This window comes from Paracnuella aquatica, from assembly GCF_003332885.2.
Lineage (GTDB): Bacteria > Bacteroidota > Bacteroidia > Chitinophagales > Chitinophagaceae > Flavisolibacter > Flavisolibacter aquaticus.
This window is the reverse complement of sequence record NZ_QOWJ01000013.1, coordinates 71,481-97,747: the sequence shown is the minus strand read 5'-3', so window position 1 is coordinate 97,747 and position 26,267 is coordinate 71,481. Positions and strand designations below refer to the sequence as shown.

Sequence of the window (26,267 nt, the reverse complement as noted above, 5' to 3'; positions counted from 1 at the left end):
TTTTTATACTTCGGTCAAATTATGGAACGCATTAATCATAACGGTGCGGGTTTCCTTTGCCTTTCTGCCATCCCAGGTGCTTGCCGTTATTGCCCTTGGGCCCTTTATTTTTATGCTTTTTTGCGTACTGCTTGTCGTTGCGGTCGTAGCGGCGGTTGTTGTTGCGGCGGTCATCATACCGGCGATTATTGTCACCCCTCACTTCCTGCAGGCGGCGTTGGCGCTGGCTTTCCAGGTCGCGGATGATCCGGTCCTTCTCGGCGTTGCTCAGGTTCCGGTTGTTGCGGATCGAGCGGATTTTTTCGTCGTATTCCCGGTTAATGCCATCAACGCTGCCCGACCGGTTTGTTGGGTAATTGCCGCGGTTATCGTACACGCGACCGTCGTTGGTTGGGTAGCTGCGCGAACTGCCACCCGACAAAATGCGGCGGGCTTCCCGCGTATCGGCCGATTGTGCAAAGGCGCCGGATATGGCCATTGCTGTCATCAAAAGGGTAATGAACTTTTTCATGGTGTTGATCATTTAGGATATTGGAAGGAAAAATAATGCCGGGGTTAAATGCGCCGTCGCAAACTAAATGTTAACAAAGCCCCTTTTACACCATTTTATCGCTCTATTTTTCTCAATGATCAGCTGGCTGTACCAATATGTTGGCTGCTGCCTTTTCGCTTACCTGCACACTGCGCCGCCCCAGCTGCAAGCTGTACGATTGATCATAGGCATTGATACCCACTATTTTAATTTTGCTGCCCGGCGCTATCTGCACCTGTCCCAGGTATTGTAAAAATGCATCGCTGGTTTCGGCAAAATGCTGCACCTGGTAAGTGGGGCCTTGCTGGCAGGAGGTGAGGGGCACCGCCACCTGCTTTTTTATTTTGCCCAACTTGTCGGGGATTGGATCGCCATGCGGATCGAACGGCGGAAAACCCAGGTATTCATCGAGCCGGTTCACCAGTTCGTCCGAATCGATGTGCTCCAGTTGCTCGGCAAGGTCGTGCACTTCGTTCCAGGTAAAGCCCAGTTTTTTTACCAAAAACACCTCCCACAACCGGTGCCGCCTGATGGTGCGCAGTGCTTTTTTGCTACCCTTTTCGGTCAGCTTTATCGATTTATCGGGCAGCAGCTCTACCAGTTTTTTCTGTTCCATTTTACGCATCATCTCCAGCACCGTTGCCGGGTTCAGGTCCAGGGCTTTGGCCACGGCGCTGTTGGTTATTTTTTTTACCTGGCGCAGCTCCAGTTTATACAAAGCCTTCAGGTAGTTTTCTTCCGAGTAGTTGGCAAAATGAACCATGCCCTAAAAGTAAGGCGCTTTGTTTTCATGTCGTCGCAACGCCCCATTTTAGTAAAACGGAACGCCCGGGATATAGGTGTTTAGTTGCCTTTTGAAATTTTATTTGGTGTGCCAAATAAAGTTCGGTTGGAATGCCATTTGATGCAGCTATTTTTGTGTGTATATGAAACGAAGCCAGATCTTTTTGCTGCTCCTGTTGGGGTCGTTGCAGTTGTTGGCGCAACCGGCCCGTATTGAAGGCGTGGTGCGTAACAGCAGCCGTGCCGTGGTGGGCGCCACTATACGCTGGGGGGCACACCAGGCGCTTTCCGATACCGCCGGGAATTTTTCAATGGAAGTGAGCCCGGGCCGCCACCAACTCTTGGTTAGCTCTGTGGGCTTTGCTCCTTTTCAGCAACAAGTTAGGGTAGATACCGGAGAAACAAAACAGGTAAATATTGAACTCGAAACCGAAGGCTCCACACTCGACGCCGTGGTGGTTACCGGCACAATGAAGTTGTCAACCCGCCTCAACAGCCCGGTTGCGGTGGAGGTGTACCACCCGCAGTTTTTTAAAAAAAATCCGGTTCCCTCCATATTCGAAAGCATGCAGCAGGTAAACGGGGTGCGGCCGCAAATAAATTGCAGCATCTGCAACACTGGCGATATCCATATCAATGGCCTCGAGGGACCGTACACCATGGTCACCATCGACGGCATGCCCATCGTAAGTGCGCTTTCCACGGTGTATGGTTTGTTTGGCATTCCCACGCAACTGATCGAACGGGTGGAAGTGGTGAAAGGGCCCGCCTCGGGTTTGTATGGTTCGGAGGCGGTGGGCGGCCTCATCAACATCATTACCAAAACGCCGGAAAAAGCGCCACGGTTCAGCGGGCAATTGATGACCACCTCCTGGGCTGAGCACAATGCCGACCTGGGCGTTCGGTTTGCCGCAGGCAAACAAACCGCTATACTGGGTGCGCATTATTACCGCTATGCCAACCCGCAGGATGCCAACGGCGACGGCTTTACCGATGTGGCGTTGCAGCACCGCTTTTCGCTGTTCAATAAGTGGAGCTTTGCAAGAAAAGGGCAAAGAACGGCATCGCTGGCAGCACGCTACTTTTTTGAAGACCGCTGGGGCGGGCAAATGGAATGGCAACCAAAATTTGCCGGCAGCGACAGCGTTTATGGCGAAGCAATTAAAACAAACCGGTGGGAACTGATTGGCAACTACCAGTTACCCACAACCGAAAAAATATTGTTGCAGGTTTCGGCAACCGGTCACCAGCAACGATCGTTTTATGGTGTTACGCCGTACAATGGCGACCAGCGGATTTTGTTTGGGCAACTTATTTGGAACAAAACCTTGGGCAAAAATCACAGCTTTTTGGCAGGCCTGGCCACACGCTATAATTATTACGACGACAATTCAACTGCTACTTACGACACGACAACCAAAGGCAACCGCCCCGACCAATATTTGCTGCCTGGAATTTTTGTACAAAATGAATGGAGCCGCAACGATAGACAGTCCTTGTTGTTGGGTTTGCGCTATGACCGGCACCCGGTGCACGGATCCATTTTTACACCGCGTTTTGCAATAAAATGGAACACCACCGACCGGTCGGTGTTGCGGTTAAATGGCGGCACCGGTTTCAGGGTGGTTAATTTATTTACTGAAGAACATGCGGCGCTTACCGGTGCCCGCACGGTGGAAATAAGGGAAGCGCTGCGGCCCGAGCAAAGCATGAACATCAACCTGAATTATGCCTTTCCGCTGCGTACCGGTTCCAAAGCCGCCGACATGGAGGTTTCGGCCTGGTATTCGTATTTCCGCAACCAGATCCTGCCCGATTATGATACCGACCCGAACAAGATCATCTATGCCAACCTGCCCGGCCATGCCATCAGCAGGGGCGTGTCGGCAAATGTCAACATCAACCTGCACCAGCGGCTGAAAGGAATGGTTGGTGTAACGGTGCAGGATATTGCCCGACTGGAACGAGATGCGGCCGACAAGTTGCACAAAACATGGCCCGTGCTGGCCGAACGATGGAGCGGTACCTGGACGCTAACCTATACTGTTCCCAAAGCTGGCCTCACCTTCGATTATACCGGTAATGTGTATGGCAAAATGCGGTTGCCGCTGGCTGGCCCGGCGGACCCAAGGCCGGCGTACAGCCCCGTGTGGAGCCTGCAAAACATACAGGTAACCAAATGGTTTTCGGAGCGGTGGGAAATGTTTGGCGGTGTAAAAAATTTATTGAACTGGACACCATCACGCAACCTTCCGTTTTTGATTGCGCGGGCCAACGATCCTTTTGATAAACGGGTAACATATAATGCTGATGGCGCCGTGCAGCGCAATGCCGAAAATCCCTACGGGCTTACGTTTGATCCATCCTACGTGTATGCACCCAACCAAGGCATCAGGGCGTTTATTGGTGTGCGGTATGTGGTGAAGTAGAAAGTAAAAATTCAAAAGGCAAAAGTCAAAATAAAGTGTTGGTGGTGTTGAATTTTATTTCGATACCAGCATGAACCCTTTTTGAATTTTTACTTTTGAATTTTGAATTTTATCCCTGGTTCAGCCGGTGGATGATCAGGTAACTGATGACCACCAAAAGCAGCAGCAATAGAATGGAGATCCACAAAACGGGTTGCTCTTTGATGCGCAGTTTTTCGCGGAGTGCATTCTTTTTCGCGGTGCGTTTTTTCAGGTCTTGCTGCAGCTGGTACACCATCGACTGAAGCTGCCCGGTATCGTCGAGTTGCTGCAGGCCTTCCACTGCATCGGCTTCAAAATCGGATTGCTGCAACTGCTTTTCCACCTCGTGTTGTTGCTCGGCCGAAAGCTGCCCCTGCAGGTACCGCATCAGCGTTTCCTCGCTAACACCCTCGGGCAAATGGTTCCATATGTCTTTCAGGTTATCCGGCATCAGGAGGTTCGGTCTTTTTTCAGTTTACGTTCCAGCATCAGCCGCAGGTTGCGTTTACCGTTTTGAATATAACTTTTCACCTGCAAGGTAGTGTAGCCTGTGGCCTCGCTGATCTGCTGGTAACTCTTTTTTTGCAGGTAAAATAAAGATACGGCAGTGCGCTGCTCCGCCGCCAATTCGTTGATGGATTCTTCAAGCAGCTTCAGTGTTTTTTCCTGCGCCAGCCAGTCGGTTGGTTCACCTTCGTGCGGCATGGCACTGAACGATTCGTCCAGCTCTTTGTGTTGTTTACCCTGCTTGCTGCGCAGCCGCATCAGGCATTCGTTTTTGGCTACCATGTACAGCCACGACTTAAAATAATCAACACGGTATTTGCCTGCTTCGGTGAGTACTTTTAAAAAAATCTGTTGCACACAATCGCGGGCCTCTTCTGCATTTTTCAAATACTTCATACACACACCCAACAGCAGCAACGTGTATCGGTCCAGCAGTATGCCCAGCCAGTACTGGTCGCCACTTTCATAAAAGCGGTCGAGCAGTTGTGCATCGGTCATATCGGGATAAGGTGTACGCTTCACCGGCAGGGCTGGTTTACATGCTTAGATGCAACGATGATAAAAATGCACAAGCAAAAAAGTAATAATGATAAAAAAAGATGCAACATGCATTGGTAACAAATGCATGCAATTTTGTTTTAATAAAAAAGAAAAATAAACTATGATTAGCGGAACAAATTAATAATCGCCTTGTCCCATTTCAACATGGTAAATGCAGTGTACAAAAGAATCACTGCAAATATTTTTTTCAATAACTCCTGGTCTATTTTAAACGCTATTTTACTGCCAAAAAAACCGCCCACCACAAAGCCTGCGGCCAGCAGCAGGATCACTTTTATATCCACCGGGTGCCCCGATGTTTTACCATCGCGGTAATAATTTAAAAACGCAATGATCACCACCGGAAAGGTAAGCACACCCAACGATGTGCCTTGTGCCTGGTGTTGCGAGTAATTCAGAAAGTACACCAGCGCCGGCACCAGAATAATACCGCCACCCACGCCAATAAGCCCGCTAAGCATGCCGGCTGCCAAGCCAATCAGCGCCAGGAGAAGGATCAATTCTGCATTCATTTTGTTACTGTTCGTGTTCAATGGCATGGTGCAGGCGGTGCTTGGTAAACAAAAAGTCCGGGGCAATGCAACCCCGAACTTTCTGGTGTGGTTTTAATGCGACCCGAATTTTTCTTTATACAGGTCAACGGCACTGTTCACCACTTCGTACGCTTCTTCGCGGCTCAGGAAGTTGTCGATGCGCACTTCCTTATTTTCAAGCACCTTGTATTCTTCAAAAAAGTGTTTCAGCTCGTTGAAGAAATGGCGGGGCAGTTCGTCAATGCTGTTGATGTGGTTTACGGAAGGATCGTGCAGGGCCACGGCAATGATCTTGTCATCTTCCTCGCCGTTGTCAATCATTTGCATGTTGCCAATTACTTTGGCTTCCACCAGGCACAGCGGCTGAATGCTCTGCGAGCACATAATCATGATATCGAGCGGGTCGCCATCCAGGCCAAGGGTTTGGGGTATAAACCCATAGTTGGCAGGGTAGTGAAAAGAAGAATAAATAACGCGGTCCAGTTTCAACAGTCCTGTTTCTTTGTCAATCTCATACTTGGTACGCGATCCCTGCGAAATTTCGATCAACGCGGTTACGATCTGGGGTGCCCGGTCGCCATGGTTGGCGCCATGCCAGGGGTGAAGTACGGTAGTGGATTTGTTGATGATTTCCATTTAGTGTAAAAGTTTATAACCGATAAGTGTTGCCAGCAGGCCCAGGGCCACGCTCAGCACCACGTAAAAAAAGAACTGTACCATGCGCCCCTGCTGCAGCAGTTGCAGGCTTTCGAGGCTAAAGGCCGAAAAAGTGGTAAATCCACCGCAAAGCCCCGTCATCAGCAACAGGCGGCCGTCGTTGCCTATGCTGCCTTTAAGCAGCAAACCCCACAGGATGCCAATAAGCAGGCAGCCCGCCAGATTAACGGCAAAGGTATTGTAAGGAAATGAATAGGCCGGCAGTAGCCGTTGTACCGCGTAGCGCAACATACTGCCCGCTGCGCCACCTGCCGCCACCAGTAACCAGGGTTTCATTAATTAACCGCTTTGGTGGCCGGAAAGGAATACTTCAGATCCACCAGCCAGCGGTCGCCGCTGCGCACTACTTTCACCGAGTCTTCCTGTTTTTTGTACGAGTTGGAATAGTGCACCACGCTTACGCTGTCCGACACTTCGTTTACCGAATGAATAATGATGGACGCGCCGCGGTAACCGTTGCGGGTGGCCAGGTCGAGGCGTTGGGTATAGTTTTGCTCCGCAATATCGAGGTATCCCGAGTTCAGCGTATCGGCTACCACCAGCTCACGGGCATCACGCCAGCGGCCGTCAAGTGCCAGGCGAATAAAATTGCGGGCGGCGTCTACTTCGTTTTCGGATGTCTGGGTTGTGTCGCTGCGATCTGGGGCACTGTTGCAGGCCGCAAAAAAAAGCAGGAACAAAAAGCCCTTTGTGATGCTTTTCATTCCTGCAAAGAAAATGAATAGTTGCTGTCTCCGCCAATCAATAATTGGCGAAAGCTGAATTAATGCTGATTACCGGTGGTCACCGTCGCGGTCCTTGCGAAAGTACTGGCGGCGTTCTGCCTTTTCCTGTTCTTCAATTTCCGATTCGCGCTGGCCTTCCTTGTCGTAAGCCTTCAGAATGGCTTTTACCAGGCGGTGGCGTACCACGTCTTCTTCGTCGAGCTCAATGTAACCAATGCCGTCGATGTTGCGTAAAATGCGGCTTGCCTTGGCCAAACCACTGCGCTGGTTGCGCGGCAGATCCACTTGCGTCAGATCGCCGGTGATGATGGCCTTGGCGTTTGCGCCAATACGGGTTAAAAACATCTTCAGCTGCAGGTCGGTGGCGTTCTGCGCTTCGTCCAAAATAATGAAACAGTTGTCCAGCGTACGGCCACGCATATAAGCCAGCGGCGCAATTTCGATGGTGCGGGTGCTCATGTAATATCCCAGTTTATCGGCAGGGATCATGTCGTCCAGCGCATCGTACAACGGCCGCAGGTATGGATCGATCTTTTCCTTCAGGTCGCCCGGCAAAAAGCCAAGGCTTTCGCCGGCTTCCACCGCGGGGCGGGTGAGGATGATCTTTTTGACCACCTTGTTTTTCAGGGCCCGTACGGCCATGGCCACTGCGGTGTAGGTTTTACCCGTACCGGCCGGCCCGATGGCAAATACCACGTCGTTTTTTTCGGAGGCCGTTACCAGCCGCTTTTGGTTGGCAGTGCGGGCACGTACCGTTTTTCCGTTCGGACCAAATACCAGCACGTCGGCAGGGTGGCGCTCCACAAAGTTGTCAACGGTTTCGGCATCATCGCCGCCCAGGATTTGTTCAAAATAATTTTCGCTCATGTGACCGTTCCGTTCGAGGTATTGAACAATGAGGTCTATTTTTTCTTTGGCGCCTTCCACCTGCTCCGGCGCACCGCTCAATTTGATTTGGGTGCCGCGGGAAAGAATTTTGAGCAGGGGAAATTTCTTTTTCAAAATATCCAGCTTGCCATTATTTACGCCAAAGAACTCTATAGGGTTAACGGTTTCCAGGTTAATGATTGTGTCTCTCAATGCACAAGGGTTTAATGTTCTAAATTCCGGCTTAAGCCCGGGTGGGTACTCCTGCTATCGGGTTGGTTTTCGACGAACCTGTTGCAGTAAGTTAGTTTGTTGTTGGGAACAAATAATAAATAATTTGTACACAGTATGTGTATTAAAAATTATGCCCGAAAAAGGGCTGCAAGCCGCTTGAAGCCCGGCTTTAGCCAATATGTTCATAAAGTAATAGGGCCTGTGGATAACCGGCCTTAATGGAAAGTTTACATCGTCTTTAGTGCCTGTTTGGAGGCTTGCAATTTTCGGTAGATAGAAAAGAGTAACTACAAATCTTCGCTTTGTTTTTTATTAAATAAAACGCAGGACAATATGGCGCTGACAACAAATGGAAAGTTGTCAGCGCCATATTTTATTTACTTCAGGCAAATAGCAAAGGTCTTTACTGGTAACTGTACTCCACTTTACCCGTCAGTTGTTTTTGCTTGTTGTAAATGGCTTCTTTGGTGCGCAGGCCTTTGTCGTTGTACTGGTAACGCCAGATGGTGTACTCCGAATTATTGGTAGGAAAAGTAATGCGCTGAATAACCTGCCCGGCATCGTTGTATTCAAACATATACTCTGGCAACAAGCGTTTGGCCTTGTTGTTAAAACGAACAATGTCGGTAAGTTGCGATTTGTCGTTGTAATAATAATAAACAGGTTCCTGTTTTACGCCATTGCGCTCTGCATGTTCTTCAATAATATTTCCCTGTTCATCGTGTTTGAATGTGACTACGGTGGTGTCCTTTTTATTGCGGATTCGCAGCATGCCGGTAATGCGGTTGCCATCCCACTGCCACTGGTGCTCTTCCTGCACCGAAAAAGTGCCGGCCTTATCAGTTGACACCGACAATACATTGAGCAACTTGCCATCTGCCGCATATTGGTACGTAGTGGTGCTGATGCTGTTGTCGCTGCTGTCCACTGTTTTTACCACCCGGCCCGATGCATCGGAATAGGACACCAGCGTGGCATTGCCATCCATGCCCGAACGGGTAATGGTTTTGAGCGTGCCGCTGCCTGCATCAAATTGCTGCTCGGCTACCAGGTCTTCGTTGCGGGTGTTGTCGGCATCAAAAGATGAAAGCACCACGCGGGCCACTTTCCCCTGTGTATATGAGCGGAACATGGTAGCAGATTCGGCAGTGCCCACCACATCTTTGTAATAATATTGGCCTTGCGCCAAAGTGCCCATTAAAATGCCTGTAACAAAAAGCAACGCTTTCATCCGGTAAAAATTTCGATGGCAAATTTAACCAATAGCAGCCGCTATATTGAAGGCTTCCTGTTAAGTGTGGTAAATGGCTTTATTTTTAACAAAAGAATTCTCAAGTGTCGCACCATCCCGAACGCACCGAAAAAAACTGCCTGAATTGTGGAACCACCGTAGCCGGCCGCTATTGCCAGCGCTGCGGGCAAGAAAACGTGCCCAGCCACATGCCCTTTTTTGCACTGGTGCAGCATTTTATTTTCGACATTTTTCATTTCGATGGAAAGTTTTTCGATACCCTGCGCTACTTGCTGTTTCGGCCGGGTTTTGTGCCTGCCGAATATATGCGGGGCAGGCGCATGAGTTATCTCGATCCCATCCGGATGTACATTTTTACATCGGCGGTATTCTTTCTTTTGTTTTTTGCTTTTGCCAAACCCGGCAACCTTGGAAATTTTACCGGGCAAAATGAATTATCTAAAGTGGAGCGTTTTGATTATGCCAGTAAATACCTGGCGCAGGGCACCACCCTGGCCGATACTGGCCTGCAGCCCCTGCGTGTGTTGATGGACTCCAGCTACATCGTAGTAACCGATATGACGAGTGGTTTTGTTCCTTACGATTCGATCTACCCAATTAAATGGGAAATGGATGGAAAAGTATTTGCAGCCCGCAAAGACAGCTCCATCATCCGCATTGGCTCCGGTGCCGATTCTGTTTCGTTCAACAAAGGTTTGGACGGCCGCTGGAAACGTTACAAACAGCAGTTTGGTGGCGATACCGAAGCTATGGTGCAAAATTTCGTGGATAAACTACTGCACCTGTTTCCTTACCTTTTATTCTTGTCGCTGCCATTTTTTGCAGGCATTTTAAAACTGCTTTACCGCCGCAACAAATCCCTGTTTTATTTCGACCACGCGGTGTTTACGCTGTATCACTATGTGTTCAGCTTTATTTTGCTCCTTATAATGTTTGGTGTAAACGGGCTGGAAGAAAAATCGGGCTGGCGGATTTTTTCCTGGTTGTTCACACTGCTGTCACTGGCCTGGCCGGTGCACCTGCTGTTTGCCATGAAGCGTTTTTATGGGCAGGGCTGGGGCCGCACCGTGGCGAAATACGTGGTGCTTAATTTTTTGGCCACCATTGTGGTGTCGCTGCTGGCATTGGCATTCATTATTTATTCGGCATTTACAATTTAACCTATGCACACACAAAGCGGAACTTTTGAGCGGCTGGTACAGATTATGAATGAACTGCGGGAGGGTTGTCCGTGGGACCGCAAGCAAACCATACACACCCTGCGGCAAATGACGCTGGAGGAAACTTACGAACTGACCGATGCCATCACCGAAACAGACTGGCAGGGCATTAAAGAAGAACTGGGCGACCTGATGTTGCACCTGCTTTTTTACAGCAAAATTGGTGCGGAGCAGGGTCAGTTTACCCTCGATGATGTGATCAATGGCATTTGCGAAAAATTGATTGCACGCCATCCGCATATTTATGGCGATGTGCAGGTAACCGATGCGGAAGATGTAAAACGCAACTGGGAGCAGATCAAGTTAAAAGAAGGGAAAAAATCAGTGCTGGCCGGTGTGCCCAAGGGTTTGCCTGCACTCATCAAAGCTATGCGCCTGCAGGAAAAAGCAAAACAGGTGGGTTTTGAGTGGGAAACAAAAGAGCAGGTGTGGGAAAAAGTAAAAGAAGAAGAAGGCGAACTGCACGAAGCCATCGCCGACGCGGACCCGAAAAAGATTGAAGAAGAGTACGGCGACCTGCTTTTTTCGCTGGTCAACTTTGCACGGTTTTTGCAAGTGGACGCCGAAAATGCCCTCGAAGTCACCAATAAAAAATTCATCCACCGGTTTACCCGCATGGAAGCCCATGCCGCAAGCAAGGGCAAACAACTGGCGGAACTGACCCTCGGAGAAATGGATGCCATCTGGAACGAGATCAAACACCAAAAAGATTGACCCCCGCCCACCAGCCTTTTATGGCCACCACGCCTAAACGCTACCTGCTTTGGGCAGCGCTGCTGCTGTTTGTGCTTTCATTTATTTCCGGCACTTATTTCCGGAGCAAGCCGCCTGCCAACCTGGAACAGAAAAAGCTGGAGCACTACCTGGAGCGACAGCAGGTGGCATTTGGCCGCCTATTGGCCGACACGCCGCTAGTGCGCCGGCTGGCGCAAAAGGCCGAAACGCAAAAAGACATGGAGCGCCTGCAGCGCTTGCCCTTTGCCGTTTTTTTCTACGCCGATGTTCCGTCGGGGCAGGAGTTGTTGTTTTGGAATACGCAGGATGTTATGCCTGCATCGCCCAACCTGGCGATGGTGGAAAGCACCGGAATGTACCGGCTTGCCAACGGGCATTACCTGGTGCAGAAAAAAAGACTGGAGCTTCCGGGGCTGGCATACAAGGTACAGGCCTATGCGCTGATACTGGTGCAGTACAAATACAATGTACAATCCGATTACCTCGTCAACCATTTTGCACACGACAAAGAAACACACACCAAGTTTGAAGTGGCGCCGGAGCCTACGGAGTTCCCGGTAAAGACCAAAGGCGGTCAAACACTTTTTTACCTTACCCGCAAAGCATTTACGCCAGAGGCCGAAACCGACGGCATTACTTTTTGCCTGCGCCTGGGCAGCCTGGTGCTGTTGCTGGTGTACCTCCACCTGGTGGCGGGTAGTATTGCCAGGCGGCGTGGAGCGCTTCAGGGTGTTGCTCTATTGTCAGGTAGCCTTCTGGTAGCCCGGCTTATTTTTTACCAGTTCCCGGGTGTTTTTAATTTCAACCAATACAGTTTATTCGGGCCGGGCATTTATGCATCCAGCGCACTCAATCCATCGCTGGGCGACCTGTTTATCAACGTGACCTTTTTTTGCTGGCTCTCCATTTTTGCATGGCTGCATACTGGTGCCAATAAAGAAATGCCGCCTTACCTGCGGGGCTGGCGCCGGTATGTAGTGGGCGCTGCGGCCCTGATGCTGCTGGTGCTGGCTACGTTTGAAGTGGCCAACGTGGTGCGTTCGCTGGTTGCCGACTCACAAATCTCTTTCCAGGTGACGGACTTTTTCTCCCTGTCGCGGTACACAGTGGTGGGCTTTGTGGTGTTGGCGATGCTGTCGCTGGGCTACTACTTTTTTTCACGGGTGCTGTTCCGGTTTATCATGCCTGCATTCGCACCGCATAATTATCTTATTTATTTCTCGTTGGCGCTTGTTGGCCTCGTTTGGCTTACGCTGCTGCCGGGACAAACACCGGTGTCTTTTCATATCCCGGTGCTTGGCTGGCTGCTCCTGTTTACTTTTTTCTTCAGCCGGCAGCAGTCGTTTATCAATCATTTCAAAGTAACGCTGGCCGGTGTTCTGTTCTGGATCTTTATTTTCTCTGCATCGCTGGCTGCAATTATATTACAAGAAAATAAAGAAAAGCAATGGGCACACATGGAGGCCTTTGCCCAACGCCTCGATAACCGCACCGATCCCACACAAGAGCGAACCGTAAGCCTTGCGCTAACGTACATGGACGAACGCTTTTTTACCCGCAATTATCACCGCTTTATGGTGCCGAGGGTAAATAGCCACCTGCGCGACAGTATTGCCATTGATAACTTTCACCCCACTTACCGGCAGGCTTATAAAACACAGTTGTATGCGTTTGATTCGGCAAAAAATCCGTTGTACAACGAAGATGGCCGCACCTATGATGAACTGGAAAATATCTACACGCTGCGCAGTAAGGCTACTTCTATTCCCAACCTGAATTATTACGAGCCTGAATATGAGCAGGTAGTGTATTTAGCCAAACGCGAAGTGCGGGATTCGGCCGGGTTGCTGGGCACTTTTTTTATCCTCAGTATTCCCAAGCGCTACGTTAGCGATAACTTTTTGCCGGAGTTATTCAGCAATAAAAACCGGCAGGATATCGAAGGTTCGCCGCTGTATTCATATGCGGTGTACAATCGTGGCATTTTGCGGCAGTCGTCTAATATTTATTCGTTCAAAACATCGGTCACAGCAGCCGATAAACCGGTGCGCAACGTAGAGTACCGGCAAAACGGGCCATACAACGAATTGTGGTATAAGGCAAGTACTACCAAGATGGTGGTCATTGCAAAAAAACGCGACACTTGGCTGGAAAGCATTACGTTGTTCTCGTACCTGTTTTGTTCGTTTTTGTTGATGGTTGCCGTGTTGCAACTCATAGCCATTTTGCTGCGGGCCATTTATGGCTGGCGGGTGGTCAACCTGTTTTCGGAAGTCAGCATCAGGGCGCAGGTGCATGGCACCATTATCTTCATCAGCCTGCTTTCGTTCCTCATTATTGGCGTAGCTACCATTACTTTTTTTGTGGAACGATACAACCGCGAAAACGAAGAGCGTGTCAGCCGCACATCGGTTGTTATTCGCGATGAAATTGACCGTCGCCTGAAAGGTGTGGCGCCGCTGGATAGTATTTTAAATGGCAACGATACGGTACGCAACGCCATCCTGAGCCGGATCGTGGATGATTTGGCGCAGGTGCACTCGCTGAATGTAAACCTATTTGATGTGCAGGGCAGGCTGCGCTTTACCTCCATTGGTTTGATCTACAGCCAGGGGCTACTGTCCGAAAAAATCGACCCGATGGCTTACTACCATATGAGCCGGATGCGGCAGGTGCAGTACACCCAACGCGAAACCATTGGCACCCTCAATTACCTGAGCCTGTACACCGCAGTGCAGGAGCCCAGGTTTGGCGTGGTACAAGGCTATCTCAATATTCCTTATTTCGGCTCGCAGCTTGATCTCAAAAGGGAGATTTCCAACTTCCTCGTCACCATCATCAACCTCAATGCATTTATCTTTTTAATTGCCGGTGTCATTGCGCTGTTCATCACCAACCGTATTTCGCGGTCGTTCTCCGTAATTGGTGAAAAAATGAAAGCCATTACGCTGGGCAAAACCAATGAAGAAATTGAATGGAACCGCAAGGATGAAATTGGTGAACTGGTAACGCAGTACAATAAAATGGTGCACCAATTGGAAGCCTCGGCCGAAGCGTTGGCCCGCAGCGAACGGGAAGGTGCGTGGCGTGAAATGGCGCGGCAGGTGGCCCACGAGATTAAGAACCCGCTGACGCCGATGAAACTGAGCATCCAGTATTTGCAAAAAGCAATATCTGCAGGGCATCCAAATGTGCAGGATCTTACTACCCGCGTGGCAAATACGCTGGTGGAGCAGATCGATCACCTGTCAAAAATTGCTGCCGACTTTTCGAGGTTTGCCAACATTGGCCATGCGCAGGTGGAATTGTTTGATTTGCACGACGTGCTGGATGGATTGACGCATTTGTTTGAATCGAATCCAAAGGTGGAATTGCAGTGGCAACCAGTGGCTGGCCCGGTTTGGATCAGTGCTGATAAAACCCATATCAACCGCCTGTTTACCAACCTGCTGACCAATGCCGTGGAAGCCTGTGGCAGCGCCGATATTTGCCTAGTGGAACTGGTGGAAGTACGCACCGATGAGGGCATTGAAGTGCAGGTAAGGGACAACGGTGAAGGCATTGCCGCCGATATGCAGCAAAAGATTTTTACGCCCAATTTTACCACCAAATCTTCCGGTACCGGGCTGGGCCTGGCCATGTGTAAAGGCATTGTAGAACAGGCCGGCGGCCGAATCTGGTTCCAGACTGAAGAAGGCGTGGGTACTACGTTTTTCGTGGCATTGCCTGTGGGAACGGAGGAGTAGTTGGCAGTTGGCAGTTAATAGTTGGTAGTTGATAGTCGATATTGCTTTGCCAACATTTGCCGTCATTGCGAGGCGCAGCAAGTGTCTTGTCATGTTAGTGTTTATTGCGCCGAAGCAATCTCCATCTACACGTTATGCTAAACCCAAAAACAGAATCGTATCAATACATTGTACAAGGGGATTGCTTCGGTGCACAAGTTGTCGCCGACTTAATTATGCCTGCTGCGCCTCGCAATGACGTTTAGCACAAATCGCCTCAGTCTCACCTAACACGATTTCCTACCAACTACCAACTGTCAACACCGAACTCCCAACTCCAAACTGCCCTCATTTCCTCCGCAGCCACGCCTCAAATTCCTGCAGCCCAAAAGAACTGATATTTTGCGCAGCAGTAAGCCCGCCTTTTTGCGCAGCCAGCACACCATATTTCAGGTTGGCAAAATCATCCTTCGTATGTGCATCGGGGTTAATGGATAGCTGCACGCCTTTTTGCAACGCCGCATCAATCCAACGCCAGTCAATATCGAGCCGTTCCGGGTGGGCGTTTACTTCAATGGCCACGCCATTTGCGGCGCATGCATCGATGATGGCTGGGTAGTTGACCGGGTAGGCCGGCCGGCGCAACAACCGGCGACCCGAAAGGTGCCCCATCATCCGCACATGCGGGTTGTTGATGGCACCCAACAACCGCTGCATGGCTTTGTCTTCATCCATATCCAGGTTGCTGTGTATCGATGCAATCACCAGGTCGAACGAAGCCAGCACATCGTTACTATAATCCATGGTGCCATCGCCCAGGATATCGCATTCAATGCTTTTGAAAACTTTAAAAGGCGCCAGTTGGCGGTTCAGGTCGTCGATCAATTTGTGCTGCGCTATAATGCGTTCTTCAGACAAGCCATTGGCATAAAACGCAGCCTTCGAATGGTCGGAAATAACAAGGTATTCAAAGCCCAGATCTTTCAACGACGCAGCCATGTCTTCCAATGGATGGGCGCCATCGCTCCAGTTGCTGTGCGCATGAATCAGTCCTTTGATATCGGCTACCTGCACCAGACTTTCCGCAGCCGGGACCGGGCCTGTTGCCTGCTCTTTATTTTCACGTAAAAACGGTGCGATAAATGCCTTTTGGCTTGCTTCAAACAGATCTTGTTCGGTTGCAGCATTGGACAGCGAATACGTTGCTTTCCAGGCGTCCAAAAATTCGGTGCTGCAGCTTTTTTCAAAAAGCACTGTGCCGAAATGGTCCGATGCCGCAAAATAAAAGAACATCGGAAAACCCTGGTCGGTGGCGGCTTGCAGCGTAGCGTCGTTTGCCGAAACAATATCGAGGCTAGTGCGTTGCAGGTGTTGTTGCAACTCGGTTTGCGGCACTGTGGTTACCCATTCCAGTTTGGAGATAACTTCCAGGTGCCGCCTGAATTCACCGGTTAGTTCCAGTTGATGATCGGGAAAAGCCTGCTGTAGTTTTTGTGTAAATGAAAGCGCAAACGCATCGAGTTGGGCATAGAAAAATTTGCCGCGGCTTTCCTGTGTAAAACGGATGGAGTCAAGAATTTTTTCCTGCGTTTTTGCACCAAATCCTTTGGTTGTTGCAATGCGGTTTTCGGCGCAGGCTTGTTCCAGTTCTTCAATGGATGAAATGTGCAGGTCCTTCCAAATGGTATTGATCTTTTTTGGCCCCAGTCCTTTTACATCCATCATTTGGAGCACGCCTTCCGGTGTTTGTGCAACCAGTTCCTGCAGCACCTGCAGTTCGCCGGTTTGCAACAACTCCACAATTTTTTGTGCAACGCTGTCGCCAATGCCTTTGATGCCGGCAATTTTTTGCGGCGCCATTCCGGCCAGCGGCACGGTCAGTTTTTCAATGGCAAATGCAGCGCTGGCGTAGCTTTTCGATTTAAACGAATTGGCGCCATGGATGTCCATCAATTTTGCCAGTAACGAAAACTGGTCGGCAAGGGCGTAGTTGTCCATAGCGGCAAAGATAGCAGTGCAAATGCAGGTAAAATGGAGCAAAAGCCGGAATCCGTTGCTTCACTAAAACCACCGGTTGCGCAGCGCATCCCAACTGGTAACACCAATTTTAAACTGCAACGGGTTTTGAAATTTGTTTGCGGCCGAACCCACCACGTACACGCCCAACTTGAATTTCGAACCTGCATTAAATGGCCATTTGAACACCCGCTCAATGCCGGTGAACGCTTCCACGTAACGCAGGTTGCGTTCCGGCGCAACAAGGAAGCCGCCACCGGCCACTTCGCGCAGGCGCAGGTTTTTGAGCAGTGGAATGCGGTTGATAAAAAAGCCGTTGAACTCGTGAACATAGTGCGCCTGGTAGGTGCGTTTGAACACCGGGAACGTAGAATCCAGCGCCTGGAATGCTTCGTCGGGATTCAAGAACAGCAGCGGGTCACCACGGCGCTGAAACTGGTAGTCCACCAGTTCCAATTTATTTTTATTCAGGAAAGTGCCGCTCTTCACCTTGTACCGCGAGTTGCCGACAAGCCCCAGTCCTATTTCCTGCTCCATGCCAAACTCGAGGAAATCAAAATCAACCTTGCTGGAAAAAACATTGGGAATGCCTTTGCGCCAACTTGTGTAAAACGTAGGCCACTTGGAACCAAGAATTACTTTTTCGCGGGGCTCCCGGATGTAGCGCTGGCCCGGAGTGTATTGCAAAATCAGCGTTCCATACAGCGCATTGTATGGCTCAAATGCAATTGCTTTATTGTCTTCAAGTATATCGCCCAACGTACTGTCAAGAAGTGCAACAGTTTTGTAATTACTGACCGATCGGCGCAATGCAATTTCTGCATCGGCATGCAGGAAAAGGCCGTTGGCCAACTCCAGCCCGTGCCGGGCGCTGAGGTAATTATTCAGGTAAATGTTGCTGCGCTTGAGCATGTTGATCCAGGCATCGCCGGCGAAGATGTAATGGAAATCGCGGCCCACACCAATGCGGTAATAACCCCGGTTAAAAGGATTGTACATCCGGGTAAAACGAATGTTTCCGTTCAGGTCTTTGTTGCGTACCCCATAACTCAGGTTGGCATACACGTTCAGGTTTTTCCGCGATGGGTAAACTTTCGAATAGCTAACGGAAGGGAGTATGCGCAGTCCGCCAAAGCTGAATGGTTGAATGAGTGAAACCAGCGGCGGCAGGTTCCAGGTGCGTTCCTTTTCGCGGTTAAAAAAAGTTTGTCCTGAAAAAAGGATTTTTTTGAATGTCACACGGTTCAGTTTCCTGTCAATCGAGTCGAGGTATTGTTTGGTGTGGGTGGCGCGGTACACGCTGTCTTTATACCGGATAAAACGCAATTCGGTGGGCGTTAGCGGCTCGGTGCGCACCTGGTGCCAAAAGCTGCTGTCTTTTTCGTAGGCTTCCAATGCCGTTGCGCTGATTTCATTGCCAAAATGTTTTTTGCCAAAAACGCGGTTCAATTCGTAGTTCGAATACCGCACCGTGGTCTGGCCGGAAAGCTTGCTTTTGCCGCCTTTTGCGTAGTAGGTAAACTGCTGCCGGTCGAGCATAAAAGCCTTGCCGGCAATCGGCACGTAGTGCTGTTCCACTTCAAAAAAATCATACTCCGGCACATGGTAAGCCGGCAGTTTGAAACGGGTATGCAGCACTGCCCATGCACTGTCCGAAACATCGAGTTCGCCTTCAACGGTAGCATTGCTCATGCGGGTAGGCCTAACCGAAATGGTGAATATTTTATGTTTGCCAGCTTGTTGAATCCGCACCGTCTTGTAGCGGTAAGCCACCAGCCCGCTGTAACTGATTGGCGATAAAAAAGGCGTTTGCGACAACGAAGGAATTTTAACCAAGTTGTTGTAAAAATTAAAGTTGCCTTCTGTTGCCGACAGGTAAAACAATCCCGCCGTATTGCCCCATTTTTTTACACCCTGCCGTTCCTCTTTAATGTGCTGCTCGCCGCCGTGGTCGAGGCGCAGCAACACTTCGGCCATCGCCATGCGGGACATGGCTGCAGCTTCCGCTGAAATATGCGTTGTGTCAATCCGCGCTTTTCCTTTCTTGACCTTTGGTGTAGATGAGTCTTGCTGCACGGCTTTAATGTACATGTTGCACGAGTACTGGCCGATGGCGGCCATCATTTCATCTTTGTGCTGGATCACCTGCCGGATGATCTCTTCTGCCCGGTCTTTGGCGCGGCCTTTTACCACCACTTCCGAAAGGCTTTTGGTGTCTTCGGTAAGGATCACATTTTGTTCTGTATTGCGTTGCACCACCAGTTCAATGGTTTGCGGCGCATAGCCAACTATGGTGTACACCAGTTCGTATTTGCCTGCGTCAACCTCCAATGCATAAGCGCCATCTGTTGATGAAAGCGTACCGAGCCTGCTGTTTTTTACCTGCACGCTGACCAATGCCAACGGCTCGAGTTTGTTGTTGGTGATTTTGCCAAAAATTTTATACTGCTGCGCAGCGGCCAAAGCACACTGGAACAAGAGCATGAAAAGCAGCAGCGTTCGCAACATAAGCAGGGGAGATTTTGAAAATTACCGTATTTCATGCTCCGGGCTGCCGCCGCAAATTCCTTTTCTTATTTCTTTAACAGCGGCTGAAAGCTGGCTCCATCGATTGATGAGGGGTTATGCGTTCGGGCCGCTATAATAGTTGTGGTAAAAAATATCTTGGCAAAAGCACCTGCATCAATATCTTTAACGGCACCCACAAACCACCGTTGCATATGAAACGTTTTACTGCCAAGCCTCTGCTTTTTTCCTGCGCTATTGCCGCCGTGATGGCTGCCTGTAACCCGGCACAAAAAAGCGCCACCACGCCTGTGGCTGCCGCAACAACCAATAGCGCAGCCGGCTGGGTGCCACTGTTTAACGGAAAAGACATCAACGACTGGACGGTAAAGATTCATCACCACGAAACGGGTGTCAACTTTGGTAATACATTCCGTGCGGAAGATGGCATGATCAAAGTGCGCTACGATCAATACGGCGATTTCAACGACCAGTTTGCACACCTGTATTACAATCAACCTTATTCGCATTATCACCTAAAACTGGAGTACCGCTTTACCGGCGAGTTGCAAAAAGGCGCACCATCGTACACCATTCTTAACAGCGGTGTGATGTATCATTCGCAGGATCCCCGCACCATGCTTAAAGAACAGAACTGGCCCATATCGGTAGAAATGCAGTTTTATGCAGGACTGGGTGATGGCAAGCCACGACCAACAGGCAATATGTGCTCGCCGGGAACCGAGATTGTGTACAAGGGAAAACAATACAATGGGCACTGCCTTAATTCCACTTCGAAGACTTATAATAAGGACGAATGGGTGCAAGCCGAACTGATTGTGCTCGGCGATTCGCTAATCCGGCACATCATCAATGGCGATACGGTGTTGCAATACAGCAAACCCACCATGGGTGGCGGCGTGGTGGATGGTTATGATAAGGCTTTGTGGCAACCGGGTAAGCCGCTGAAATCGGGATTTATTGCGCTGCAAAGCGAAGGACAGCCCATTGATTTTCGCAACATTCAAATCAAAGCGCTGCCGGGCAACCGATCGGAAGAGTAAAGTTATTTACTACATTTTTACATAGAAAAAGGGGCAACAACCGACTGAGTAAAACGTCGGTTGTTGCCCCTTTTATTTAGCTCTAATTAATTGGCACTAACCACCGGGTCGTTAGGCAATACCAGCAGCGGTATCTGCACCCGCAGTGCCAGTGCACGGGTAGTGCTTTGGTGCACCATTCGCCGCCAGAAATTGTTTTTGCCGGGCACAACGGCCAGCATATCGGCGCCGAAGGTTTCCACCTCTTTTACAATGCCTTCCACCACGCCGGGAGTGGCTACGCTTTTATAATGGTGCGCTACATTTTCCAGCGCTGCTTCTACTTTTGGGTCGGCTGCGGCAGCTTCCTGCTGCACTTTATCCACGTGAAATATTTCTACGCTGGCGCCAAATTTACTGGCCACTTCTTTCAGCAACATCAGGCTGTTCCTGCTCGACAAGCAACTGTTGTCGTACGCGTACATGATCTTGCCAATGCTGTTATATTTTGCACCTTCGGGCACCACCAGCACGGGGTATGCAGCAGTGCGGATCACCGAAGTAGTGGTGTTGCCGAACAGCTCGTCGCCCCAGTCGTTGATGTGCATGCCCATCACCACCAGGCCGGCGTTCACTTCTGCTACCACTTCATCGAGTATATCGGTGAGCAGTGCAGTGTGGGAAAGCCCTTCTGCTTCAATGCCAAACAGTTCGGCAGTGTTGGCCGCAATTTTATCCAGGCGTTTTTTATTGGTTGCCACCAGCTCGTCTACGCCGGCCGGGGTAAGCAAAGTATTGGATGCATGCAGGGGCAGTTGGTATGCATGAAATAAAACCAGCCGGGTATTGATCTTTGCAGCAAGAGCCGCTGCATATTCAAGGGCGCTGGTTGCATTTGCGGAAAAATCGGTTGCCACAAGGATGGTTTTCATAACAAGTAATTTAGTACCGCTAAGGTCCGTTTTTACGCCATTGCGCCGGTTGATCGTAAGGTTCGTTTGGGATGATTGTCATCAGCCTGAGTGAGGAGAGTATTGATCCAACTTTATGGGTAAAAAAAAGCTTCAAGCTACAAGTACTCCACTTGCAGCTTGAAGCTTGCGGCTTGCCTTTTCCCACCTTAACGCCATCCGCCGCCCAGCGAACGGTACAGATCGACCATGGCCTGCATTTGCTGCAGGCGATCGTTCACGCGGCCCAATTGTGCAGCCAGCAGACTTTGGCGGGCCGTGATCACTTCGGTGTAATCAGCAAAACCATTGCGCAGCAATTCAATGGAATACGACACCGACCGCTCCAGCGCCGACAATTGCAGCGTACGCACATTCATTTTTTCCAAAGCCGTTTCGTGCAGCGACAGCGCATCCGAAACTTCCTGCCCGGCAGTGAGCAGTGTATTTCTAAACTGCAGCAATGCTGCCTGCTGATCGGCTTGGGCAACAATAAGATTGGTACGATTGAGGCGTCGGTTAAAAATAGGCTGGGTGAGTCCGGCAGTAAGGTTGGCCGCCAGCGATGCAGGGTCTAAAAAGTTGGACAGCGCAAGGCTCGAAAGCCCTGCAGAGCCCGAAATGGTAAGTGCCGGGTAAAATGCAGTGCGGGCTACATTGGTAAATTCAAATGCGCTCCGGTAGGCCGCCTCGGCCTGCTGCACATCGGGGCGATAGGCCAGCAGCTGTGCGGGCACACCGGTTTGCAACATATTGGCCACCTGTTGTTCGTCCAGGTCATTGCGCGGAATGCCTGACGGTGCTTGTCCCAACACAATGCTCAGCGCATGCTCGGTTTCCCTGATGCGTTGTTTCAGATCGGGCAGTGTAACTTCTGCAGCATAGCGCTGCGCCTCGCTTTGCACCACGGCCGCTTCGGTTACGCGGGCTGCTGTTTTTAGGGCACGCATCACCGCTACAGTAGTGTCCCAGTTTTGCACCGTTTGCTGCGTGATGAGTAATTGTTCGTCCAATGCCATCAGTGTGTAATACAAATTGGCAATGGTGCTGACAATGCCTGTTTGCACCACCCGTGCAGCCGCTTCCGATTGCAGCAAGTTTGCCTGCGCTGCCCTGCGGCTGCTGGCCAGCCGGCCCCAGATGTCGGCCTCCCAGGCCGATGAAAGGCCCAGTTGAAACTGCGTGGCGTTGGTACGGATGCCAAAGCCCTGCGCCTCCGAAAGCTTTGACTCAGACACCGATGCATTGCCCGCCAATGTTGGCAAAAAAGCCGCACGGCTTTGCAAATAATAAGCCTGCGCCTGCTGCACACGGGTATAGGCAATCTGCAGGTTCAGGTTGTTGTTGATGCCCTGGTTGATGAGGCGTTGCAACGTAGTATCGGTAAATACCTGCTGCCACGAAAATGCTGCAATGCTGTTGGTGTCGGTGCTGTTGGCACCCCGAAAAAGATCATCGGTTTGTACCTTGGGTGCTGCATATGGCCGTACCACTTTGCACGATGCCAGCAGCACAACCGCCAGTGAAAAAATAGTGATGTAATTAAAAAATCTCTTGTTCATGTATGCATCATTAAACTGCGTTCTATAAATGGGCTGGCTGCGTGTTATGTGGCTGCAACCGGGGCCGGCGTACCCGCTTCATCGTCAGTTGCACCAAACTGTTTGGGCGGCCCGCTGAACCGCTCCTGCAGCGATTGGAAAATGATGAACAACACGGGAATCACAAACACACCGAACAGCGTACCTATCAGCATGCCGCCCACTGCGCCTGTACCAATGGAGCGGTTGCCGGTAGCACCTGCACCCGACGATAGCATCAAGGGCACCAGTCCAAGGATAAACGCAAACGACGTCATGAGGATGGGGCGCAAACGGGCCTGTGCACCTTCCAGTGCGGCCTGCACAATGGACATGCCCTGACGCCGCCGTTCCACTGCAAACTCCACAATGAGGATGGCATTTTTTGCCAAAAGCCCCACCAGCATGATCAGGGTAATTTGTACATAAATGTTGTTGCTGATGTCGAACAGTGAGGTAAATACAAATGCACCTGCAAGGCCAATGGGTAGCGACAGCAACACCGCCAGTGGCAGTATATAACTTTCGTATTGGGCGCTTAACAGGAAGTACACAAAAATGATTACCAGCAAAAAGATGAATACCGTTTGGCCACCGGCCGCCAGTTCTTCGCGGGTCATGCCCGAAAACTCGTAGCCATAGCCTGCCGGCAACACCGCCGCCGCTGTTTCTTCCACCGCCCGGATGGCATCGCCGGAGCTAAAGCCCGGGTTGGGTGAACCGTTGACGCCAATGGAAGTAAACAGGTTGAACCTGGAAATAGACTGCGGTCCATACACCCGTTTCATGGTAATAAACTCGGTGATGGGCGCCATGGTGCCGTTGGCATTGCGCACAAACACATTGTTCAGGCTTTCTTCATTTGCTCGGAATGAAGGCTCGGCCTGGTACATCACACGGTATTGTTTGCCAAACTGGTTAAAGTTCGATGCATACACACCACCGTAATAGCCTTGCATGGTGTTGAGGATGTCGTTTACCGTAAGCCCGGCTTCTTTTACCCGCGCCACGTTTACATCAATCTGGAACTGCGGAAAATTGGGGTTGAACGAAGTAGATGCAAACTGGATCTCGGGCCGCTGGTTCAGCGCTGCCAAGAAATCGTTGCTTACTTTGGTAAAACGGGCAATATCGCCGCCGCTGCGGTCCTGCAACTGAAACTCAAAACCGCCAGTGGTACCAAAGCCCTGGATGGTAGGCGGTGAAAAAAATATAATGCGGGCATCGCGGATGCCGGCGGTTTTACCAAACATCTGCCCAATGATGGACTGCACGTCCTGGCCTTTGCCCTTACGGTCGGCCCATGGTTTCAGCCGCATGATCACCATGCCGTAGTTGGAGCCTGCGCCGGATATCATGCCGCGGCCGGTGATGCGCAAAATATTTTCCACCTCCGGAATGGTGCGGGCAATTTTTTCAATCTCTTTCGTGATCTCGTCGGTGCGCTCCAGTGATGCACCGGGCGGCAGGGCAATATCACTCATCACCGTGCCCATATCTTCGTTGGGTACAAACGCGGTGGGTGTTGTTTTCATTAAAAAATAAAACAAGCCTGCAAACAACACCAGTCCGCCAATGGCAATGCCTTTTCGTTTTACCAAAAACGAAACCGACTTGCGGTACTTGCTGGTGGTTACATCAAACGCCGCATTGAACGCTGCATAAAAGCGTTGTAAAAATCCTTTCTTTTTATGCCCATCTTCTTTGTGTGGCTTCAGCAACAAAGCACACAACGCGGGGCTCAGTGTAAGGGCGTTAACCGCCGAAAGAATAATGGAAATGGCCAGCGTTAAACCAAACTGTTTATAAAACACACCGGCCGAACCGGTAATGAAACTTACCGGTACAAACACCGCTGCCATTACCAAAGTAATGGAAACAATGGCGCCGGAAATTTCATCCATCGCATCAAGCGTGGCCTTTCGGGCCGAGGTATAACCCTGGTCCAGTTTGGCGTGAACGGCTTCCACTACCACAATGGCATCATCCACCACAATACCGATGGCCAGCACCAGTGCAAACAGGGTAAGCAGGTTGATGGTAAAACCAAACAGCCCGAGGAAGAAAAACGTACCCACAATGGCCACCGGCACTGCAATGGCGGGAATAAGCGTGGAACGAAAATCCTGCAGGAACACAAACACCACGAGGAACACAAGGATGAATGCTTCGATCAGGGTATGGATCACTTTTTCAATCGACGCATCAAGAAAATCGTTGGCGTTGACAAGGTTCACATATTTTACCCCTTGCGGAAATGTTTTGGCCGCTTCATCCAACACTGCCAAACTGCCTTCAATAACTTCTTTGGCATTGGAGCCGGCAGTTTGCGAAATAGCCACACCCACCGATGGATTGCCATTGGTAGTGGTGGTGGAGGCATAACTCAGTGCACCCAATTCCAACCGGGCAATATCTTTCAGCCGCAACAGGCGGCCGGTGCCGGCGGAGCGGATAATGATGTTTTCAAATTCTTCAGTGGTCTTCAACCGGCCGCTGTATTTGATCACATACTGAAACGACTGTTGTCCCTGCTCGCCAAACTGGCCCGGGGCCGCTTCAATATTTTGCTCGGCAAGGGCAGCGCCTATGTCGCCGGGTACCAGGCCGTAAGTGGCCATCACATCAGGTTTCAGCCAAATGCGCATGGAATAATCCATCCGGCCAAATGCCGATGCATCACCCACACCGTTTACCCTTTTGATGCGCGGCACCAGGTTGATCTCGGCATAGTTCTGCAAAAAGGTCTGGTCGTAGGCCGGGTTCTCGCTGTACAGCGAAAAAATCACCAGGTTGGAGCTTTGGCGTTTGGCGGTGGTAACACCGGCGCGGGTCACCTCCTGTGGCAGCAGGCTGGTGGCGCGGGCCACGCGGTTCTGCACGTTCACCGATGCCAGGTCCGGGTTGGTGCCCAGCTTAAAGTTGATGGTAATATTGGCGGTGCCGTCGTTGCCGGCCGATGAGGTCATGTAGGTCATGCCTTCCACACCGTTGATCTGTTCTTCAAGCGGCACCACCACGCTGTTAAGTACCACATCGGCATTGGCGCCCTGGTATGATGCAGAAACCTGCACGGTGGGCGGCGCAATATCTGGGTACTGCGAAATGGGCAGCGATACAAGCCCCAGTATGCCCAGGATCACGATCAGCACCGAAATAACGGTGGACAGCACCGGGCGTTCTATAAATCTTTTGAGCATGATTACTTAACTGTTGGTCTGAAAAAAGAGTAACGCTGATGCATTTGTAAACAATGCAATTGCAATTGCATCAAAGCGGTTTGCGGAAGCAGTTGCAGCGTTTGTTTTTTTATAAAAAAAAACGAGAACCTG

The 26,267-nt window shown here is 50.5% G+C and carries 20 protein-coding genes; 5 read left to right on the top strand and 15 right to left on the bottom strand.

Annotated elements, in window-relative coordinates; genetic code table 11:
- Positions 1-31: 31 nt before the first annotated feature.
- The gene (locus tag DRJ53_RS16450) at positions 32-511 is read right to left on the bottom strand and encodes a hypothetical protein (RefSeq protein WP_123893652.1); all 480 of its coding nucleotides are present in this window, start codon (positions 509-511) and stop codon (positions 32-34) included.
- Between the two features lie 112 nt (positions 512-623).
- On the bottom strand, positions 624-1,295 hold the full coding sequence (locus DRJ53_RS16445; RefSeq protein WP_114236754.1) for a metal-dependent transcriptional regulator: 672 nt from the start codon (positions 1,293-1,295) through the stop codon (positions 624-626).
- A 163-nt stretch (positions 1,296-1,458) separates the two neighbouring features.
- Between DRJ53_RS16445 and DRJ53_RS16440 the strand changes: the two genes are divergently transcribed.
- Positions 1,459-3,744: a TonB-dependent receptor gene (locus DRJ53_RS16440; protein WP_114236753.1), complete on the top strand. Its 2,286-nt coding sequence runs from the start codon at positions 1,459-1,461 to the stop codon at positions 3,742-3,744.
- 109 nt (positions 3,745-3,853) lie between these two features.
- Here DRJ53_RS16440 and DRJ53_RS16435 read toward each other — a convergent pair whose 3' ends face one another.
- The 8 genes from DRJ53_RS16435 to DRJ53_RS16400 all read right to left on the bottom strand — a co-directional run bounded on the left by DRJ53_RS16435 (position 3,854) and on the right by DRJ53_RS16400 (position 9,140).
- A complete protein-coding gene (locus DRJ53_RS16435; RefSeq protein ID WP_114236752.1) occupies positions 3,854-4,216 on the bottom strand; it encodes an anti-sigma factor in 363 nt (120 codons plus the stop codon).
- Complete coding sequence (locus DRJ53_RS16430) at positions 4,216-4,794, bottom strand: RNA polymerase sigma factor (RefSeq protein WP_241558586.1); 579 nt, start codon at positions 4,792-4,794, stop codon at positions 4,216-4,218. The genes DRJ53_RS16435 and DRJ53_RS16430 overlap by 1 nt, the downstream gene beginning before the upstream one ends.
- Positions 4,795-4,937: 143 nt before the next feature.
- Positions 4,938-5,345, bottom strand: a complete 408-nt coding sequence (locus DRJ53_RS16425) for a sulfite exporter TauE/SafE family protein (protein ID WP_114236810.1) — start codon at positions 5,343-5,345, stop codon at positions 4,938-4,940.
- A gap of 93 nt (positions 5,346-5,438) precedes the next feature.
- The gene (locus DRJ53_RS16420; RefSeq protein WP_114236750.1) at positions 5,439-6,002 is read right to left on the bottom strand and encodes an inorganic diphosphatase; all 564 of its coding nucleotides are present in this window, start codon (positions 6,000-6,002) and stop codon (positions 5,439-5,441) included.
- Positions 6,003-6,359 (bottom strand): fluoride efflux transporter CrcB, encoded by a 357-nt coding sequence (crcB, locus tag DRJ53_RS16415; RefSeq protein WP_114236749.1) that lies wholly within the window; start codon positions 6,357-6,359, stop codon positions 6,003-6,005.
- Entirely contained in the window at positions 6,359-6,787 is a 429-nt protein-coding gene (locus DRJ53_RS16410; protein WP_114236748.1) for a hypothetical protein, read from the bottom strand. Before DRJ53_RS16410 ends, crcB begins: the two co-directional genes overlap by 1 nt.
- A gap of 69 nt (positions 6,788-6,856) precedes the next feature.
- Entirely contained in the window at positions 6,857-7,888 is a 1,032-nt protein-coding gene (locus DRJ53_RS16405) for a PhoH family protein (protein WP_114236747.1), read from the bottom strand.
- 424 nt (positions 7,889-8,312) lie between these two features.
- Positions 8,313-9,140 carry an RHS repeat domain-containing protein gene (locus tag DRJ53_RS16400; protein WP_114236746.1) on the bottom strand — a complete coding sequence of 276 codons (828 nt, stop codon included), beginning with the start codon at positions 9,138-9,140 and terminating at the stop codon, positions 8,313-8,315.
- Positions 9,141-9,349: 209 nt separating this feature from the next.
- Between DRJ53_RS16400 and DRJ53_RS16395 the strand changes: the two genes are divergently transcribed.
- The 3 genes from DRJ53_RS16395 to DRJ53_RS16385 are packed head-to-tail and all read left to right on the top strand — an operon-like array spanning position 9,350 to position 14,862.
- On the top strand, positions 9,350-10,321 hold the full coding sequence (locus DRJ53_RS16395; protein ID WP_123893650.1) for a DUF3667 domain-containing protein: 972 nt from the start codon (positions 9,350-9,352) through the stop codon (positions 10,319-10,321).
- A 3-nt stretch (positions 10,322-10,324) separates the two neighbouring features.
- Positions 10,325-11,095 carry a nucleoside triphosphate pyrophosphohydrolase gene (mazG, locus tag DRJ53_RS16390; RefSeq protein ID WP_114236744.1) on the top strand — a complete coding sequence of 257 codons (771 nt, stop codon included), beginning with the start codon at positions 10,325-10,327 and terminating at the stop codon, positions 11,093-11,095.
- Positions 11,092-14,862, top strand: coding sequence for a sensor histidine kinase (locus tag DRJ53_RS16385; protein WP_123893648.1), 3,771 nt, complete (start codon positions 11,092-11,094; stop codon positions 14,860-14,862). Before mazG ends, DRJ53_RS16385 begins: the two co-directional genes overlap by 4 nt.
- Before the next feature lie 327 nt (positions 14,863-15,189).
- Here DRJ53_RS16385 and DRJ53_RS16380 read toward each other — a convergent pair whose 3' ends face one another.
- Both DRJ53_RS16380 and DRJ53_RS16375 read right to left on the bottom strand, forming a co-directional pair.
- Positions 15,190-16,839, bottom strand: a complete 1,650-nt coding sequence (locus tag DRJ53_RS16380) for a DNA polymerase/3'-5' exonuclease PolX (RefSeq protein ID WP_114236742.1) — start codon at positions 16,837-16,839, stop codon at positions 15,190-15,192.
- Between the two features lie 63 nt (positions 16,840-16,902).
- Positions 16,903-19,365, bottom strand: coding sequence for a DUF5686 and carboxypeptidase regulatory-like domain-containing protein (locus DRJ53_RS16375; RefSeq protein WP_114236741.1), 2,463 nt, complete (start codon positions 19,363-19,365; stop codon positions 16,903-16,905).
- Positions 19,366-19,577: 212 nt separating this feature from the next.
- On the opposite strand from DRJ53_RS16375, the gene DRJ53_RS16370 reads away from it, so the two are divergent.
- Positions 19,578-20,426: a 3-keto-disaccharide hydrolase gene (locus DRJ53_RS16370; protein WP_114236740.1), complete on the top strand. Its 849-nt coding sequence runs from the start codon at positions 19,578-19,580 to the stop codon at positions 20,424-20,426.
- An 86-nt stretch (positions 20,427-20,512) separates the two neighbouring features.
- Here DRJ53_RS16370 and DRJ53_RS16365 read toward each other — a convergent pair whose 3' ends face one another.
- From DRJ53_RS16365 to DRJ53_RS16355, 3 genes are all read right to left on the bottom strand, one after another.
- Positions 20,513-21,337 (bottom strand): universal stress protein, encoded by an 825-nt coding sequence (locus DRJ53_RS16365; protein WP_114236739.1) that lies wholly within the window; start codon positions 21,335-21,337, stop codon positions 20,513-20,515.
- Between the two features lie 188 nt (positions 21,338-21,525).
- On the bottom strand, positions 21,526-22,917 hold the full coding sequence (locus DRJ53_RS16360; protein ID WP_114236738.1) for an efflux transporter outer membrane subunit: 1,392 nt from the start codon (positions 22,915-22,917) through the stop codon (positions 21,526-21,528).
- Between the two features lie 44 nt (positions 22,918-22,961).
- A complete protein-coding gene (locus DRJ53_RS16355) occupies positions 22,962-26,135 on the bottom strand; it encodes an efflux RND transporter permease subunit (RefSeq protein ID WP_114236737.1) in 3,174 nt (1,057 codons plus the stop codon).
- Between the last annotated feature and the right edge of the window lie 132 nt (positions 26,136-26,267).

What these genes read in the sequence shown, in the direction of transcription:
- DRJ53_RS16450 (WP_123893652.1), bottom strand. Translation starts at nt 511, where the DNA reads ATGAAAAAGTTCATTACCCTTTTGATGACAGCAATGGCCATATCCGGC.
- DRJ53_RS16445 (WP_114236754.1), bottom strand. Translation starts at nt 1,295, where the DNA reads ATGGTTCATTTTGCCAACTACTCGGAAGAAAACTACCTGAAGGCTTTG.
- DRJ53_RS16440 (WP_114236753.1), top strand. Translation starts at nt 1,459, where the DNA reads ATGAAACGAAGCCAGATCTTTTTGCTGCTCCTGTTGGGGTCGTTGCAG.
- DRJ53_RS16435 (WP_114236752.1), bottom strand. Translation starts at nt 4,216, where the DNA reads ATGCCGGATAACCTGAAAGACATATGGAACCATTTGCCCGAGGGTGTT.
- DRJ53_RS16425 (WP_114236810.1), bottom strand. Translation starts at nt 5,345, where the DNA reads ATGAATGCAGAATTGATCCTTCTCCTGGCGCTGATTGGCTTGGCAGCC.
- DRJ53_RS16420 (WP_114236750.1), bottom strand. Translation starts at nt 6,002, where the DNA reads ATGGAAATCATCAACAAATCCACTACCGTACTTCACCCCTGGCATGGC.
- crcB (WP_114236749.1), bottom strand. Translation starts at nt 6,359, where the DNA reads ATGAAACCCTGGTTACTGGTGGCGGCAGGTGGCGCAGCGGGCAGTATG.
- DRJ53_RS16410 (WP_114236748.1), bottom strand. Translation starts at nt 6,787, where the DNA reads ATGAAAAGCATCACAAAGGGCTTTTTGTTCCTGCTTTTTTTTGCGGCC.
- DRJ53_RS16400 (WP_114236746.1), bottom strand. Translation starts at nt 9,140, where the DNA reads ATGAAAGCGTTGCTTTTTGTTACAGGCATTTTAATGGGCACTTTGGCG.
- DRJ53_RS16395 (WP_123893650.1), top strand. Translation starts at nt 9,350, where the DNA reads ATGCCCTTTTTTGCACTGGTGCAGCATTTTATTTTCGACATTTTTCAT.
- mazG (WP_114236744.1), top strand. Translation starts at nt 10,325, where the DNA reads ATGCACACACAAAGCGGAACTTTTGAGCGGCTGGTACAGATTATGAAT.
- DRJ53_RS16380 (WP_114236742.1), bottom strand. Translation starts at nt 16,839, where the DNA reads ATGGACAACTACGCCCTTGCCGACCAGTTTTCGTTACTGGCAAAATTG.
- DRJ53_RS16375 (WP_114236741.1), bottom strand. Translation starts at nt 19,365, where the DNA reads ATGTTGCGAACGCTGCTGCTTTTCATGCTCTTGTTCCAGTGTGCTTTG.
- DRJ53_RS16370 (WP_114236740.1), top strand. Translation starts at nt 19,578, where the DNA reads ATGAAACGTTTTACTGCCAAGCCTCTGCTTTTTTCCTGCGCTATTGCC.
- DRJ53_RS16365 (WP_114236739.1), bottom strand. Translation starts at nt 21,337, where the DNA reads ATGAAAACCATCCTTGTGGCAACCGATTTTTCCGCAAATGCAACCAGC.
- DRJ53_RS16360 (WP_114236738.1), bottom strand. Translation starts at nt 22,917, where the DNA reads ATGAACAAGAGATTTTTTAATTACATCACTATTTTTTCACTGGCGGTT.
- DRJ53_RS16355 (WP_114236737.1), bottom strand. Translation starts at nt 26,135, where the DNA reads ATGCTCAAAAGATTTATAGAACGCCCGGTGCTGTCCACCGTTATTTCG.